The organism is Flaviaestuariibacter amylovorans (genome assembly GCF_039541815.1).
GTDB classification, from domain to species: Bacteria; Bacteroidota; Bacteroidia; order Chitinophagales; family Chitinophagaceae; genus Flavisolibacter; species Flavisolibacter amylovorans.
The window spans coordinates 128,513-144,322 of the sequence record NZ_BAABGY010000016.1 but is presented as its reverse complement, the minus strand read 5'-3'; the positions used below and the strand labels follow the sequence as shown (position 1 = coordinate 144,322).

10 protein-coding genes are annotated in these 15,810 nt (G+C 63.6%); 5 read left to right on the top strand and 5 right to left on the bottom strand.

Translation table 11 applies throughout. From position 1 onward, the window contains the following. Positions 1 to 219 precede the first annotated feature (219 nt). Together ABD937_RS20405 and ABD937_RS20400 are read left to right on the top strand one after the other, a co-directional pair. The gene (locus ABD937_RS20405; RefSeq protein ID WP_345257786.1) at positions 220 to 2,514 is read left to right on the top strand and encodes a PAS domain-containing sensor histidine kinase; all 2,295 of its coding nucleotides are present in this window, start codon (positions 220 to 222) and stop codon (positions 2,512 to 2,514) included. A gap of 403 nt (positions 2,515 to 2,917) precedes the next feature. Beyond that, entirely contained in the window at positions 2,918 to 6,160 is a 3,243-nt protein-coding gene (locus tag ABD937_RS20400) for a S41 family peptidase (protein ID WP_345257784.1), read from the top strand. A gap of 269 nt (positions 6,161 to 6,429) precedes the next feature. Here the strand turns inward: ABD937_RS20400 and ABD937_RS20395 are convergent, their stop codons facing one another. Continuing rightward, positions 6,430 to 7,293: an SDR family oxidoreductase gene (locus ABD937_RS20395; RefSeq protein WP_345257783.1), complete on the bottom strand. Its 864-nt coding sequence runs from the start codon at positions 7,291 to 7,293 to the stop codon at positions 6,430 to 6,432. A 101-nt stretch (positions 7,294 to 7,394) separates the two neighbouring features. On the opposite strand from ABD937_RS20395, the gene ABD937_RS20390 reads away from it, so the two are divergent. Then, positions 7,395 to 7,790: a winged helix-turn-helix transcriptional regulator gene (locus tag ABD937_RS20390; RefSeq protein WP_345257782.1), complete on the top strand. Its 396-nt coding sequence runs from the start codon at positions 7,395 to 7,397 to the stop codon at positions 7,788 to 7,790. A gap of 335 nt (positions 7,791 to 8,125) precedes the next feature. On the opposite strand, the gene ABD937_RS20385 is transcribed toward ABD937_RS20390, so the two are convergent. Next, on the bottom strand, positions 8,126 to 9,037 hold the full coding sequence (locus tag ABD937_RS20385; RefSeq protein ID WP_345257780.1) for an alpha/beta hydrolase: 912 nt from the start codon (positions 9,035 to 9,037) through the stop codon (positions 8,126 to 8,128). An 82-nt stretch (positions 9,038 to 9,119) separates the two neighbouring features. Continuing rightward, positions 9,120 to 10,106 (bottom strand): bestrophin family protein, encoded by a 987-nt coding sequence (locus ABD937_RS20380; RefSeq protein ID WP_345257779.1) that lies wholly within the window; start codon positions 10,104 to 10,106, stop codon positions 9,120 to 9,122. Positions 10,107 to 10,337: 231 nt separating this feature from the next. On the opposite strand from ABD937_RS20380, the gene ABD937_RS20375 reads away from it, so the two are divergent. Further along, complete coding sequence (locus ABD937_RS20375) at positions 10,338 to 10,517, top strand: hypothetical protein (protein ID WP_345257778.1); 180 nt, start codon at positions 10,338 to 10,340, stop codon at positions 10,515 to 10,517. A 29-nt stretch (positions 10,518 to 10,546) separates the two neighbouring features. Then, the gene (locus tag ABD937_RS20370) at positions 10,547 to 10,975 is read left to right on the top strand and encodes a response regulator (RefSeq protein WP_345257777.1); all 429 of its coding nucleotides are present in this window, start codon (positions 10,547 to 10,549) and stop codon (positions 10,973 to 10,975) included. Positions 10,976 to 11,094: 119 nt separating this feature from the next. Here ABD937_RS20370 and ABD937_RS20365 read toward each other — a convergent pair whose 3' ends face one another. Together ABD937_RS20365 and ABD937_RS20360 are read right to left on the bottom strand one after the other, a co-directional pair. Continuing rightward, positions 11,095 to 12,393, bottom strand: coding sequence for a sensor histidine kinase (locus ABD937_RS20365; protein WP_345257776.1), 1,299 nt, complete (start codon positions 12,391 to 12,393; stop codon positions 11,095 to 11,097). Positions 12,394 to 13,047: 654 nt separating this feature from the next. Next, positions 13,048 to 15,471, bottom strand: coding sequence for a PAS domain S-box protein (locus tag ABD937_RS20360; protein WP_345257775.1), 2,424 nt, complete (start codon positions 15,469 to 15,471; stop codon positions 13,048 to 13,050). Between the last annotated feature and the right edge of the window lie 339 nt (positions 15,472 to 15,810).

Below are 15,810 nucleotides of genomic sequence, written 5' to 3'. Positions count from 1 at the left end.
CTGGTTGAAAGGGGCTACAAGTTGCGCCAGGATCGGGAATGTACGATCGTGCCCCGCGTCTTTTTCAGGGGCCTAATCACTTGTACTTATACATGTTGAACTCCCGCGTTGCCGTTGGTGCAGGGTTTTAAACGAACGGGTGGCCGCCGGCCGGAGTAACGTGCGGTGATACAACCGTAGGCTATCTTTACGGCACAAGCCCGGCTAAAAAGATCCCTTATGGCCCACCCGACCATCGAACTTGACCTTATCCGTATGATTGGCCAGGACCAGGACATCGCCTTCCTCTACCTGGAGCCCCTGTGGTCCGACACCGCGGGTGGAAGCCCCACCATCACCGATTTCCGGATTGCCTATTGCAATGCCGTCATCACCCAGCTCACCGGAAGGGAGGTTTCCTTCTTCGAGGGCAAGCAGGTGCTGGCCGATCACCTCCCCGACCCCGAGCATTACCGGGTAACCTTCGAGCAATGCGTCCGGGTATACGAGGAAGGCGCTCCCGTCAGCTATACGTACTACAGTCCCAACCTGAAGAAGTACCTGTCGCTGAAACGGGTGAAAACCTCCGGCGGGGTGCTCACCACGGTGTACAACCGCACGCAGGAATACGAGAGCCACCTGCAGCTGGAGCAGCAGACCCTGATGCTTCAGCACATGATCGACAGCCTGCCCTACGGCGTGAGCCTCTACGAATCGGTGCGCGACGCCGCCGGGGAGATCGTCGACTTCCGCCTGCAACGGGCCAACCAGCAGAGCGTGCTGCTCACCGGCATCGACCCTGGCGCTGCCGGCTCGGTGCGCAGCCTAGCGGAAGAAAACGGGCGCCTCGATTATTTCGAGCGCTGCAAGCAGGTGGTGTACGAGAACCGGCCGCTGCACCTGGAGCACTACTCGGAAGCGAAAGGCCGCTGGCTATCGATCTCGGTGGTCAAGTTCAACGACGGGCACCTGCTCAGCTGCATGGACATCACCAACCTGAAGGAGCTGGAGCAGCAGAACGCGCAGAACGCGCTCGAGCTGAGCGCCATTTTCGAAGGATCGCTCAGCGGCGTCTATACCGTACAGGCCGTGACCGACGACCGCGGCCGCCTTACCGACCTCGTATTTCTACGGGCCAACGGCAGCTTCTACCGGATCTTCGCCACCACACCGGAGCAGATCATCGGCAAGTCGCTCCGCACCATTACCGGCAACGACGACCCGGGTGCTTTCCTGCAGTACGCGCAGGAGGTGCTCGACACCGGCGTGCCTGGCGCCCAGACGCTGCATTATACCGACCCGGAGCGCTGGTACGACCTCTCCATCGTGAAGCTGGATGCCCGAACGCTGCTTGTGAACGTGAACGACGTAACGGAACACAAGCTGGCGCTCAACGAGATCGGGCGGCAGAAGAACGTGCTGGCCTCCATCATGAAGCAGTCGCCCAACGGCCTCTCCATCACCCGGGCGATCCGCAACGAGCAGGGCGAGATGGTGGATGCCATCGCCGTGATGATGAACGATGCGTGCGAGCGCTTCAACGGCGTGCCCAACGATGTCATCATGGGCAGCACCATGGGCACCCTCGACCCCGGCATCCTCGAGAGCCCGCTGTTCCAGGCAGCGAAAGGCCTGCAGATCGGCGACACCTTCCGCACCGAATACTACCTTCCGCCGAGCGGCCGCTGGCTGGAGCTCGCCGTGGCGAAGATGGACGACGACCACTTCATCAACGTATTCACCGACATCACGCCCGTAAAGGAAAGCCAGGAGCGGCTGCAGCTGATGATCGACGAGCTCACGCGCTCGAACCGAAACCTCGAGGAGTTTGCCTACGCGGCCTCGCACGACCTGAAGGAGCCGATCCGGAAGGTCCAGTATTTCTCCGATATGCTGCGGCAGCAGCTCGAAGGCACGCTCACCGAGGGGCAGCGCCGCCAGTTCGACCGGATGGAGCGCGCCAACCGGCGGATGCAGCTCCTCATCGACGACCTGCTGGCCTATGCCCAGGCCACGAAGGGCACGGTGTCGGCGGAAGCCATCGACCTCAATAAGAAGCTGCAGGCGGTGCTCGAAGACCTCGAGCTCGAGATCCGCGAGAGCGGCGCCACCGTGGAGGTGGGCGAGCTGCCGGTGCTCCAGGGCGACCGGCGCCAGTTTCAGCAGCTGCTCCAGAACCTGGTGGGCAATGCGCTCAAATACCGGAAGGCCAACGTGGCGCCGCGGGTCCGCATCTCCTCCGACCTCGTGCCGGGATCGGCCACCGGGCTGCCCCTGACGGCCGAGCAACAGGGGGCGCGCTTCTGGGAGCTCCGCGTGCAGGACAACGGCATCGGCTTCGAGCAGCACGACGCCGAGCGGATCTTCAACGTGTTCACCCGGCTGCACGGCAACGCCGAATACAGCGGCTCCGGTGTGGGCCTGGCCATCGTGCGCAAGGTGGTGACCAACCACAACGGCTATATCGTGGCCGAAGGAAGGCCGGGCGAGGGCGCGCTCTTCCGGGTTTATTTCCCCGCACCCGCAGGCGCGTAAGCGCCGACCGCACTCCGTGCGTTGAAACTTTGGTGCAGGCTGCAAGCAGCCTTTTCACGCGACGACGCGGCGGCGCAACGAGAAATACAATACAACTTTTCCCCAAAGCTGTTGGCAGGAGTGTGCCGGTGCGGTAGCCCGACGCAGAAATATTGCTTGCTCTTTTGTCGATGCCGGAAACGTAGCGTCGTTGCGCCGCCGCGTCGTCGCGTGAAAAAGGGGCGCAAGCCCCGTCGACTGCGCCTGCGCAGTCTTTGTTACCGATCCCGGCAACACGAGCGTCGTTGAAGTGCGAGCAACGTCAGAGCGACACTTGGCGTTTCGGTGGCTAGCGACTAATTTAACGGCCCGCGCAGCCACGCTGCCCGCGGATCCTTTACCTATCACTTCAATCGTTACCCATATGCACAAACCCCACCCGCACCTGCTTGCCGCATTGCTCTTCCTGCTGGGCGCCACCACCGCTGCTGCCCAGAACAGCACCGACACCCGCCTTCTCTGGCAGCCCGCCGTCTCCAAAGACGCCATTGCCTTCATCTACGCCGAAGACCTCTGGGTAGCGGCCCGCGACGGCTCCAACCCGCGCCGCCTCACCGTGAGCGAAGGCACCGAGTCGAACCCCGTGTTCTCGCCCGACGGGTCGATGATCGCCTTCACAGGACAGTACGACGGCAACACCGACGTGTTTGTGGTGCCCGCGCGCGGCGGCGTTCCGAAGCGGCTCACCTGGCACCCCGGCACCGACCTCGTGCGCGACTTCTCGCCCGATGGCACCCGCGTGCTCTTCGCGTCGCAACGCACCTCCTTCACCACCCGCTACTACAAGCTGTTTACCGTAGATGTACGGTCGGGCGCCGAGCACCAGCTGCCGGTGCCCAATGCTTTCTGGGCCTCCTACAGCCCCGACGGCAGGAGCATCGCCTACACACCCATCCCCGATGCCTTCGAGCAGTGGAAAGGGTACCGCGGCGGCACCATGTCGCGCATCTGGTTTTATGACACGAGGACGCATGCCGTCACCGAGATTCCCAGGCCGAAGAGCGGCGCCAACGACACGAAGCCGGTATGGCGCGGCGGCACCGTCTACTTCCGCTCCGACCGCGACGGCGAATTCAACCTCTATGCCTACGACGTGGCCGGTAAGTCCGTGAAGGCGCTCACCTCTTTCAAGGGCTTTCCGATTTCGAGCCTCGAAGGCAGCACCGACGGCATCGTATTTTCACAGGCCGGCTACCTGCATTTCTACAACCCCGCTTCCGGCAGCACCGCGAAGCTCACCGTGGGCATCGCCGCCGACCTGCTGGATCAGCGCGAGCGCTACGTGAAGGGCGACCAATACATCCGTAGCGGCGACATCTCACCCTCCGGCGCCCGCGTGCTGATGGACTACCGCGGCGAGATCCTCACGCTGCCCGCGCAGAAAGGCGACGTGATGAACCTCACCCATACACCCGGCGTGCACGAGAAAGACCCGGCCTGGTCGCCCAACGGGAAGCACGTAGCCTACTTCAGTGACGCCTCGGGCGAGTACGCGCTCCACATCCGCAACAGCGACGGCAGCGGCGCCGCCCGGCCGATCGCGCTCAAGGGCGCGGGCTTCTATGCCCATCCCCACTGGTCGCCCGACAGCCGGAAGCTCGCCTTCGTGGACAATGCCCGCCGGCTCTACGTGGCCGACATCGCCACCGGCGCGGTAACACGCATCGCCGAAGACGAGCACTACATCCCCGGCGCCTTCCGCGACCTTTTCGGCTCCTGGTCGCACGACGGTACGCACCTCGCCTATACCACCATTTCGGAGACCAACTTCCAGCGCGCCTGGATCTACTCGGTGGCCGACGGTACGTCGCGACCCGTGAGCGACGCCCTCTCCAACGTCACCGACCCCACCTTCGACCCCTCGGGGAAATACCTCTACCTCCTCGCCAGCACCGACGCCGGGCCCGTACTCAACTGGTTCGACCAGTCGGCCAACGACATGGAGTCCACCAACGCCATCTACCTCGTAACGCTGCAGAAGAGCGTGCCCTCGCCCTTTGCGCGGGAGAACGAGATGGAGGGTTCGGACACAACGGCGCGCGGGCCCTACAAGGCCGACTCCAACAGCCGGAAGCTGTGGATCGACTGGGACGGACTGCTGCAGCGCGTGGTGCCGCTACCCATTGCGCGGGGCCGCTACCGCTCGCTTGCGGTGGTGAAGGAAGGCGAGCTGTTCTACCTCGCCGCTGCGCCGCGCAACGCTACGCCCACCATGTTGCACCTCTATAGCCTCAAAAAGCGGAAGGAGGAGCCCATCATGCCCGCCGACGCCTTCCGCATCGCCGCGAAAGGAGAGAAGACGCTTTTCATGAGCAAGGGCAAGTGGGGCATCGTGCCCACCGGCCAGAAGCCGACGCCGGAGTCGATGATCAACACGGCCAACATCCAGGTCAAGATCAACCCGAAAGAGGAGTGGACCAATATCTTCAACGAGGCCTGGCGCGTGAACCGCGACTACTTCTACGACCCCGGCATGCACGGCGTGGACTGGGCCGCCATGAAGAAGAAGTATGAGGCGCTGCTGCCCGACGTGGCGAGCACAGGCGATCTCTACCGCATGATGCAATGGATGTTCTCCGAGCTCTCCGTGGGCCACCACCGCTTCAGCTCCCCGGGCGACCGCCGCACCAACCTGGAGACCGTGCCCGGTGGCCTCCTTGGCGCCGACTACGATACCGTGGGCAACCGCTACCGCATCACGAAGATCTACGGCGGCCTCAACTGGACGCCGGAGCTCCGCGCGCCGCTCACCGAGCCCGGCGTGAACGTAAAGGCCGGCGACATCATCCTGAAGGTGAACGGCGCCGACGTTACGGCCGACAAGAACTTCTACAGCTATTTCGAGAACACGGCCGAAAGGATCGTGACGCTGACGGTAGCTGCCAACACGGCCGGCACCGACACGCGCACGGTGAAGGTGGTGCCCGTGGCCTCCGAGGTGGCGCTCCGCAACCGCGACTGGGTAGAAGGCAATATCCGCAAGGTGCACGAGGCCACGAAAGGACAGGTGGCCTACGTGTATGTGCCCAATACGGCGGCCCTCGGCCACGAATACTTCAAGCGCTACTTCTTCCCGCAGGCCAACAAGGCGGCCATCATCGTAGACGAGCGCTTCAACGGCGGCGGGCAGCTCGCCGACTACTACATCGACCTGCTGAAGCGGCCGGCACAGAGCTACTGGCGCTACCGCTACGGCAAGGACCAGAAGGCGCCCAACGCGTCGATCCAGGGACCGAAGGTGATGCTGATCGACGAGACCGCGGGCTCGGGCGGCGACTACCTGCCCTACCTGTTCCGCCAGGCGAAGCTGGGCACCCTGGTGGGCAAGACCACCTGGGGCGGCCTCGTGGGCATCCTCGGCTTCCCCGAATTCATCGACGGCGGCGTGGTAACGGCGCCCAACCTGGCCTTTTACGACGAGAAGGGCTTCGGCATCGAGAACGAGGGCACGCCGCCCGACGTGGAGGTGGAGCAGTGGCCCGCCGAGGTCATCGCCGGCAAGGACCCGCAGCTCGAGAAGGCGATCCAGATCGTGCTGGAGCAGCTGAAGACGAACCCGCCGAAGAAAGTGGCGCAGCCGACCTTCCCGGTGAAGGCGATGAAATGAGAGAAGGAACGCAGATTTTTTATGATCAATACGATCAGCGCGGATCTTTTTTACGGTTGGTAACAGCGATTGTATATCTACGGAAGGTATGACTGCCGGTACGATCGGTTGGATCGACCGCGCTGGAATGATGATTGTTATAACTAAACAGCCCCTGCTATAAGCGGGGGCTGTTTATTGATGCTATTGATATTGATGCTGGAGGTGGCGCTATCGGCGGATATCCTAACAAATCATAGACATCTGCGTTCCTTCTCTCCCCGGGGAGCCTATTGCAGCAGCGCCCCCAATCCGAAGGCCGACACGAACTCCCGGTAGCCCTCGCTCACTTTTTCGTTGGCGGCCTCCACGTGGGCGCCGGTGACGCGGTCGACAACGGTGCGCAGCGGGCGCTTGCCTTTGGGCGTTTCCACGAGGCGGAGCACGGCGTCGGCCACCTCCTGCGGGTCGGGCTTCACGGTTTCGAAGAGCTGCGCGATGCCCGCGCCGATCTGTGCCGGCACGTCGGCCAGGGCGCCATAGGCGGCCGCCACGCTTTCGTCGGAGCCCTTGCCGGCCTTGGAGAAGATGTCGGTTGGGAAAGCGCCCGGCTGCAGGAGCACCACGTCTACGCCGAGGGGGCGCACCTCGTAGTGCAGGCTTTCGGTGAGGCCTTCCACGGCGAACTTGGCCGAGTTGTAAAAGGCCATGAAGGGCGAGGAGAAGCGGCCGAGCACGCTCGAGGTGTTGATGATGAGGCCTTCGCCCTGCCGGCGCATGTGCGGGAGCACTTCGCGGATGGCACGCCAGGTGCCTTTGAGGTGTACGTCGAAGAGGCGCTCCACGTCGGCGTCGGTGAAGGTTTCGGCGAGGCCGCCGCTGAAGGTGCCGGCATTGTTGATCAGCACGTCGATGCGGCCCTGCTCTTCCACCACGGTGTGCACGGCGCGCTGCACGGAGGCGGCGTCGGCGAGCTCGAGCTCCAGCACCCGCACGCCGGGCAGCTGCCGCAGGTCGGCCGCGGCTTCGGCGTTGCGCCCGTCGGCGTCGCGCATGGTGGCATAAACGAGGTGGCCCGCCGCGCTCAGGGTGGCGGCATAGCGGCGGCCGAAGCCGCTGTTGGTACCGGTGACCAGGATGACTTTCTTTTCCATACTAAGTATCAAAAGGTGTTTTAGTTACCTTTAGTGACCGTAAAGCAACGACCGGGACAACTGCCGGAAAAGAGGGCACCAAACCGTAACACAGTCACCACATGGAAACCATTGCCGCCCGTGCTGCAACGCAGCCGAAAAAAAAATCTGAAAAAAAATCTGCCGCCGCGGCCTATTGCCCGGTGCGCGACGTGCTGCACCACCTGTCCGACAAATGGAGCATGCTCGTGATCCGCGAGCTGGGCACGCAGCCCGTGCTGCGCTTCAACGAGCTGAAGGGGGCGGTGCCGGGCATCTCTCAGAAGATGCTCACCACCACGATGCGCAAGCTGGAGCAGAACGGCATGGTGCGGCGCACGGTATTCCCGCAGATACCGCCGCGGGTGGAGTATGCCCTAACGCCGCTGGGCCACGAGTTTCACGGGCACCTGACGAAACTGATGCAATGGGCCTGCAACAATTCGGCGCAGATCGTGGGCAGCCGCGCGCGGAAGTAGCAACAGGGGCACGCGGAATGCGCGGAACACGCGGAAGCTACTCAGCGCTTGTTTGGAAGCTCCTTTTTTGAATTGGAGGAAGCGCCGCTCCCTGGTGCGGGGGATTCCCCAAGCCAGAAGCAGTTTGATAAAACGCGGAAGGCCGCAGGCGGCCTGCGATACCGTCGCCGGGCGTTCGTTGGATGCGAGCTGCAGGAAGTGAAGCTCGCCCCGTATCGCCGCGCCGCCGTGGCGCTGTGGCGCTGCGTGAAACAGGCCGCTGGCGGCCGCCGCGCCATAGGCTTCGGCCGACGGCGTGCGGCCTTGTTAGTCCATAGAATACCTCAACCAGCCTTTCAGGGAAGGAACTTCAACTCCCGCAGCCACTCCAGCATCAGCGCCGGCCACAGGGCAGCGGAGCCGGGATGGTACTCGATGCTGAGCCGGTGTCCGCCGGAAGGAAAGATGTGCAGCGACGCCGGCACACCCGCCTTGTGCAGCGCCTCATAATACACGATGCTGTTGGCTGGCGATACCGACTTGTCGTCTTGTGCATGCAGCAGCAGGGCCGGCGGGGTTTCCCGGGTGACGCGCGTTTCGTTTGAGTAAGCTGCGATCAGTTCCGCCGGCGGCTGCTTACCGAGCAGGCGGGTGCGGCTGCCCTTGTGCGCAATGTCGTCGCGAAAGGAAATGACGGGGGAGAGGAGGATCGTAAACGCCGGCTTGTAGGAATACGGGTCGGCTGCGTCGCCGATGGCGCTCAGATCGGCCGTATGCGTGGCGAGTGTAGTGGCCCCGTGGCCGCCGGCGGAGGTGCCGAAAACGCCTACGCGCGCCGTATCGATACCCCATTCTTTGGCACCCGCCCTGATCATACGCATCGCGCGCTGGATGTCCTGCAGCGGCGCTAGTTCGGGCTGCAGCAGGTCGGCGGAGGCAGGCAGGCGGTACCAGACCACGAAGGCGTTGATGCCCACCGACTGGAAGTATTTCGCGAGCCCGATCTTGTCCGGGTCGAATTGGGTGCGGGCGTAGCCGCCGCCGGGGATGATGAGGACGGCGGTGCCGGTATTCTTTTCTTTAGGGGCGGGATAGATGCCGAGGCGCGGCTCCTTCAGCAGGTACGCATACCCGTCCACGATGCTGTCGCGCATCACGAGGCCGCGGGTGTTGGGCATCTTGCCCGCAGGCCAGATCGGGCGCTGCTCCTGGGCCTGGAGCGACAGCGAACTCGTGGCGAGAAGGAAGAGGGCGAGTATCGATTTCATCGTGCGTTAAAAATACGGCCGCCAGGGGCACGCGCAGGGGGCGGATGGGTCAGATCCGCACCGATCCGTTCCATCCGTGTTCTTATAGCAGCACATCCTCGAGCGGTGCGGCCTTTGCCGGCATCTCCGTATCGCCCACGAACTCGCGCATATCGGTTTCGATGGTGGTGCAGATGGCGCTGAGCGGCACGTCGTTCATGCTGTTGTCGAAGGGGTTCTCGCTGAACTCGCCGATCTGCTCCATCGTGTAGAACACCCAGGAGATGAGCATCGAGAAGGGCACGGTAAGCCATACGCCGTGTGCGCCGATTTTCGACATCTCGTTGATCAGCCCGAAGGGCAGGAGGCAGATGAAGAGCACCACGAACACGCGGCTGAAGATGCTGTATTGCCGGTAGAGCGGGGTGCTCTTGATGCGCTCGCAGCCGCCCTGGTGGTTGATGAATTCGCCGATCTGCTTCACTAGGTCGCTGTGCTCGATGGCGTCGAGGCGGCCGGCGCGCTTGAGGCGCCCGAGCTCGTGGATCTGCTTCTTGAGCAGGTGGTTGGCGATGTTGGTGCGCTGGCGGAGCATCACGAAATACTCGTCGGTGCCCGCGTCGCCGAAGATCTTTTTAAGGCCCGCCTCGAACTGCTCGAGCTCGTGCTTTTCGCCCAGGAAGGTCTGGTGCAGGTGCTCGCGCCCCGTGGCCCAGGGGATGGTCTTGCGCAGCTGCAGGCGCAGCACGTTGACCCAGGCGATGTGGCGGTAGAGGAACTCGCGCTGCAGGGCCTTGTCGGGCACGAGCGAGATGAACAGGGCGGCGAAGGTGCGGCTGTTGTTGGTGATGCCGCCCCAGAGGCGCCGTGCCTCCCAGAGGCGGTCGTAGGCCTGGTTGTTCTTGAAGCCCACGTAGAAGGCCACGGCGGTGCCGATGGTGGCGATGGGGATGAAGGAGATGCCGAGCCAGCGCCAGCCGGCATACTGGTGGAGCACGCAGGCGAGCACGGAGATGAGCAGGCTGCGCAGGAGGTTGCGGCGGGCGAAGTGCCAGAGCAGCCGCGGGGTAAAGACTTTACCGACGTACATAAGGTCTGTTTTGGTGGCGGGCCAAAGGTAGGGCGGAAGCGTCGGGAGGGTTTTAAGGGGTTTTGGAGGTTTTGGAGGTTTTGGGGGGCTCCTGTTACGCTCCGGTTGGTTTCTTCGTCAAACAGGCCTGGTTCTTGTCTCACTACCATAGGTGGGGCGCTCCCGGTTATTGGGCGTGCTCCCGCCACCTACCTTGTCCACGGGCCCCGGCCCAACATTCAAATGCCTTTTATGCTTCCCAATCGCTCTCACCTCCAGTTCAGAAGCCTCCACGAGCTTGCCGCCTTTACGCGCCGCCTGCTCTCCGGCTTTCTCATTGATACCAGCCACATCACCGTTACGGCTGCCTTCTCGAAGCGGGAGATCGAGGTAGCCCGGAATATCTATGGGGGTGTAGTCGCGATCGCGTAGCTTAGCCGCTTACCTTCAAGCCCGGTATCATGAACAGCAACGGTCCTGTGATCATCATCGAAGACGATATTGACGACCAGGAAGTGCTGGCCGAGGTATTCCAGGCGCTCGGCTACCCCAACGAAGTGCGCTTCTTCCACGACGGGAACGCGGCGCTCGACTACCTCAACCGCACCGACGTCATCCCCTTCCTGATCCTCTCCGATGTGAACATGCCGAAGATCGATGGCTTTGCGCTGCGCGAAAAGGTGAAGATGGACGCCAAGCTCCAGGTGAAGTGCATCCCCTACCTGTTCTTTACGACTTCGGCTTCGCAACAGGCGGTGATCGATGCCTACAGCATGTCGGTGCAGGGCTTTTTTGTAAAGGAGAATTCGATGGATGCACTCAAGGAGACCATCGACCTCATCATGCGCTACTGGAAAAAGTGCTCCTCGCCCAACAATTTCAACAAGTAAGGTCAGAAGTCGTTCCCAATGGGGCGCCCTGCTTTCTATCGTGTGGCGTGAAGCGTCAGGCGTGAGGTGGAACACCCCGAACGTGGCGCGCTTTCTTCTGACGCTTCACGCCTGACGCCTCACGGAAGCCGGGCTTCAGCGTTCAGGGACAGCTGTTGGCCGCCAGCTGAAAGGCCGCCCCGCGTCGCCGGGAAGGAGACCGTGAACACAGCGCCTTCGCCCGGTGTTCCGGCTGCCTGTACGGTGCCGCCGTGCGCTTCCGCCACCTTTTTCACGATGGCCAGCCCGATGCCCGTGCCGGCATAGGCGTCCGCGCTATGCAGCCGCTGGAATACCTTGAAGATGCGGTCGGCCTGGCTGGAATCGAAGCCGATGCCGTTGTCGCTGACCGTGAGGATGCAGCGGCCCCCCGGCCCGTCGGCACCTGCCGCTTCCCCGCCCTCGATGACGGAGCTGACGCGGATAAGGGGCGTTCGTTCCGGAGTGGTAAAGAGCAGCGCGTTGGACAGGAGCCGGTGGAGGAGCTGCCGGAACTGCGGCCGCACGATATCGGCGGTGCACATAGGACCGGTTTCGATGACCGCCCCGGAGGCCGCGATGGCGCCGGCCAGCTCGGATTGCACGTCGCCGAGCAGCGATTCGATCCCGGTAGGCTCAAAGTGCAGGGCGCCGACATTCAGGCGTGAATAGGTATAAAGGTCCAGGATGAGCTGGCGCATATGTCCGGCGGCCCGGGCGATACGCCCCATGAGGCGCTCGTTCTTTTCGATCCCGGCCTCTCCGGCCCGGGGGTCTACCTGGTCGATCCAGAGCAGGATCTTGCGCAGGGGCTCCTGGAGGTCGTGGCTCGACACGTAGGCGAAGGCTTCGAGCTCCGCTACGGCCTGTACGAGCTCCGCTGCCCGTTTCTCCTTTTCCTGGTTCTGGAAGGCGAGCTCCTCGTTGGCCAGGTGGAGCTCGGCGGCCCGCGCCTCTTTCTCCGAGTTTTCCCAGGCAAGGTCGATGTTGGCGATCCGTAGTTCTGCGGCCCGCTTTTCTTTCTCGTGGTTCTGGAGTACCAGCTCCTCGTTGGCCACCACGAGCTCCGCTGCCCGCCGCTCTTTTTCTTCGTTCTCGTAGGCAAGCTCCTCGTTGGCGATGATCAGCTCGGCGGCGCGTGCCTCCTTCGTACGGTTTTGCAGCACGAGCTCTCGGTTGGCGAGCCGCAGCTCATTGGCGCGCTTTTGCATCTGCTTGCTTTGGAAGGATAGCTCGAGCCGGGCGAGTTCGAGCTCGGCGGCCCGCTTGTCGTGCTCCTTGCGGAGAAACGCGATCTCGGCGCTGGCAGCGGCAAGTGCGGCGGCACCTGCGCCGTTTTCAGGGTGCGCCGCTTCGGGCGCGGCGGCCGGTAGCCGGTGCGTATTTTCTGTTGGGATCATTTTTCTGATTAAGAGTGGAGGTGCCGGGAGCGCGGCGGAAGTGTAGCGGCGCTTGGGGCAGCTATCTTTCAAGGTACGCTTTTCAGGCCGGATGGGCCGGTTTATTTAGCCCTGCCCACCCGCTCCGTGGGAAGGCGCCCGTTGGCGGATACGGCGGTGGCCCGGCTCGGCCTTTAGCCGTTGTTGGAGAGAACCGGCCGGAACGGGATTGCTTAGGGGCTGTTTGCGTACATGAGCCCCCGAAAACAAATGGTCGGCCGCGGTTACAATAGGGCACGCGGAATGCGCGGAAAGCGCGGAAATTATTTCAGACTGATTCCGCTACGTTCTTTCTTGCTGGAGATCGTGATGCGGGGCCGCTCCCCGGTGCGGGGTTTTCTTTAGTTTGAAGCAGTTCCATAAAACGCGGAAGGCCGCCGGGGCGGCCTGCTCTACCGGCGCCCTGCTTCGTCGCTTTTGGAAGTGATGGGGCATCCGGTCGAAATTACCTCGTGTAGATGATCTCCCCTTCGTATCGCCGCGCCGCCGCGCCGCTGTGCCGCCGTGTGAAACAGGCCGCTTGCGGCCTGCGTCAAAGCTTCGGCGCCATTCATCCCGGGCTTGTGGAGGCACGCTCACCTGCTCACCTGCTCACCTGCTCACCCGTTCACCCGTTCACCCCACCGGCAGCCACACCCGGAACTCCGCCCCTTCTCCCGGCGTGCCGTTGGCCTCGATGAGGCCCTCGTGGTTCTCCACTACTTTCTTCACGATGGAGAGGCCCACCCCGGTGCCGCTGTATTCCGCCTTGCCGTGGAGGCGCGCGAACATCTGGAAGATCTTGTCGGCATACTCGGGCGCGAAGCCGATGCCGTTGTCGCGGACCGTGACCACCTGGTAGCGCCTGCCCGCCTGTTCCGCTGCGCTGGCGCTTACGTCGATAACGGGGGGCACGCCGGCCTTGCTGTACTTGAGGGCATTGCTGACCAGGTTCTGGAACAGCTGCTGCAGCTGGCGGCCGTAGCCCGGCAGCACGGGGAGCGTACCCACGCGGATCGTGGCGCCCTTTTCCTCGATCTCGAGGTCGAGGTCTTCGAGCACCTGTTGCAGCCGGGTGTTGAGGTCTACTGCCTCGCGCTCGAGGGGGCGCTGGCTGACGTGGGAGTAGAGCAGCAGGTCGTCGATGAGGCTGCCCATGCGCTGGGTGGCTCCCTGGATGCGGGTCAGCGAGCGGTGCTCGCTTTCGCTGAGCCGGTTGCCCAGCTGGTCGCGCAGCTGGTTGGTGAAGAAGTGGATCTTGCGCACGGGCTCCTTCAGGTCGTGGGAGGCGGCGTGGGCAAACTCCTCCAGGTTGGTGTTGGAGCGCTTCAGCTCCCTGTTGCTTTTGGTAAGGGCCTCGTTGGCAGCGGCGAGGTCGCGGGTGCGCTCGTCCACGAGCTGCTCGATGCGCTGGAGCGCCGTTTTCTGGGGCGTGATGTCGAGCACCGACCCGATGAAGCGCACGGGCGCATCCTGCGCGTTGAAATACACCTTGCCCTTGGCCCGCACCCAGCGCACGACGCCGTCGGTGGCGCCCACGGTGCGGTACTCCACGTCGTAGTCGCCGCCCGGGAGGGAGTGGTTGAACAGGCCGTCGATGACCCCCGTGATGCGGTCGCGGTCGTCGGGGTGCAGCCCATGCAGGAAGTCGTGCTCGTAGGAGACGGGCCCGTCGTGGCTGATGCCGAAGAGGGTACGGCAGCGGGCGTCCCAGTGCATGGTGCCTTTCTTGAGGTCCATGTCGAAGGTGCCCAGCTCGGCGGCCTCTTTCGAGAGGCGTACCTGCTCGAGCGCCGTTTCGAGCTGCTGCCGGCTTTTCCGCGCCTCGTGGATGTCGATGCTCGACCCGACATAGGCGATCACCTCGCCCCCGGAGTCGAGTGCCGGCGTGGCCTGCGAGAGCACCCAGCGGTAGCCGCCGTCGTGGTGGCGGAGGCGGTGCTCCAGCACGTAGGGCTTGCGGGCGGCGATGGCCTCGCCGAGCACGCGCCGGGCTTCCGCGAGGTCGTCGGGGTGCTGGTAGGGCTCCCAGCCTTCGCGGGCGATGTCTTCCTGGGCGACGCCCAGGAAGGCGAGGGTCGTTTTATTGACATAGGCGTAGTCCCCGTTGGGGCGGAGCATCCAGATGAGGATGGGCGAGGCGTCGGCAAGGAGGCGGAAGCGGCCTTCGCTTTCCTCGAGCCGGCGCGCCGTGCGCACGGCCTCGGCCTCGCTCTCTTCGAGCCGCTTACGGGCCAGCACGCGCTCTGTAACGTTGTGGCCGATGGTGAACACGCCGGCGGCCCCGGTTGCCGCCTCCTCGTAGTAGGGCTTGTATACGAAATCGTAATACTCCAGCTCCTCCTGCCCGTTGCGGGTGATGTGGAGCGGGTACTCGTAGCCGTAATAAGGCTCACCCGAAACGCGCACGGCGTCGAGCAGCTCGCGGTAGCCCTGTCCCTGCAGGTCAGGCAAGGCTTCGAACACCGGTCGCCCCAGCACGTCGGCGGCGGTGCGGCCCCAGACCTCGAGGAGGCTGTCGTTGGCGAGCTCGATGATGTAGTCGGGACCCTTAACGATACCGATGGCCACGGGCGCCTGCAGGAACAGCTGCTGCGATTGCTCGAGGTCGCGGATGCGGTTGGCCGTTTCCTCCGCCCTGACCTTCTCGGTCATTTCCTCGGCGGTATGGATGATATAGCGCACGTCGCCCGCGTCATCGAGCACGGGGGTGTTGACGGCCGACCACCAGCGCTCGTCGAAGCTGCCGTCGGCGTTTTCGATGTCGTAGCGCACGAGGGGCATGCGGTCGGGGGCGCGCTCGCGGAGCACGGTGTCGAGGGAGGCGCGGAGCTGGCGGGTGCCGTTGTGCCCGGGGTCGTCGGGTGGTGCGGGAAAGGCTTCGAACATGCCTTTGCCGGCGAGCTCGGCGGCGCTGCGCCCGGAGGTGCGGCAGTAGTCTTCCGTAGCGGTAACGATGGTGAAGCCGGGCGCGTCGGGGCGGAGCACGATGCTGTTGCCCGGCACGGCCCGGAATACGCGCAGGTCGATAGAGTCAGGGGCGAGGGTCAAGGGGTCCATAGCGGGGGATGAATAACGAATGTACGGGAGAAAGGTTTAGGGGGCGGGTGAGCGGGTCAGCAGGTGAACGGGTGAGCGGGTGAGCGGGTCAGCATCGTTCTGATGGGGTGTTGCGGCCACTGGTATGGACAGTCGTCTCTTTAAAGGCTGTTTGAACTATTCGATCACTGTTCATCGGACCGCGCAAGCGCGGAGAGTGGGGCTGGCGCCCTTTTTCACGAAGACACGATGGCACGAAGGCACGACGGAAAACGGAAAGAACAGATTGTTCTTCAACCTCGCGCCGTTGTGCCTCCCGACGCTTCGGGAGCGACGTCGTGCGGCCGACCTTTTCCCCCT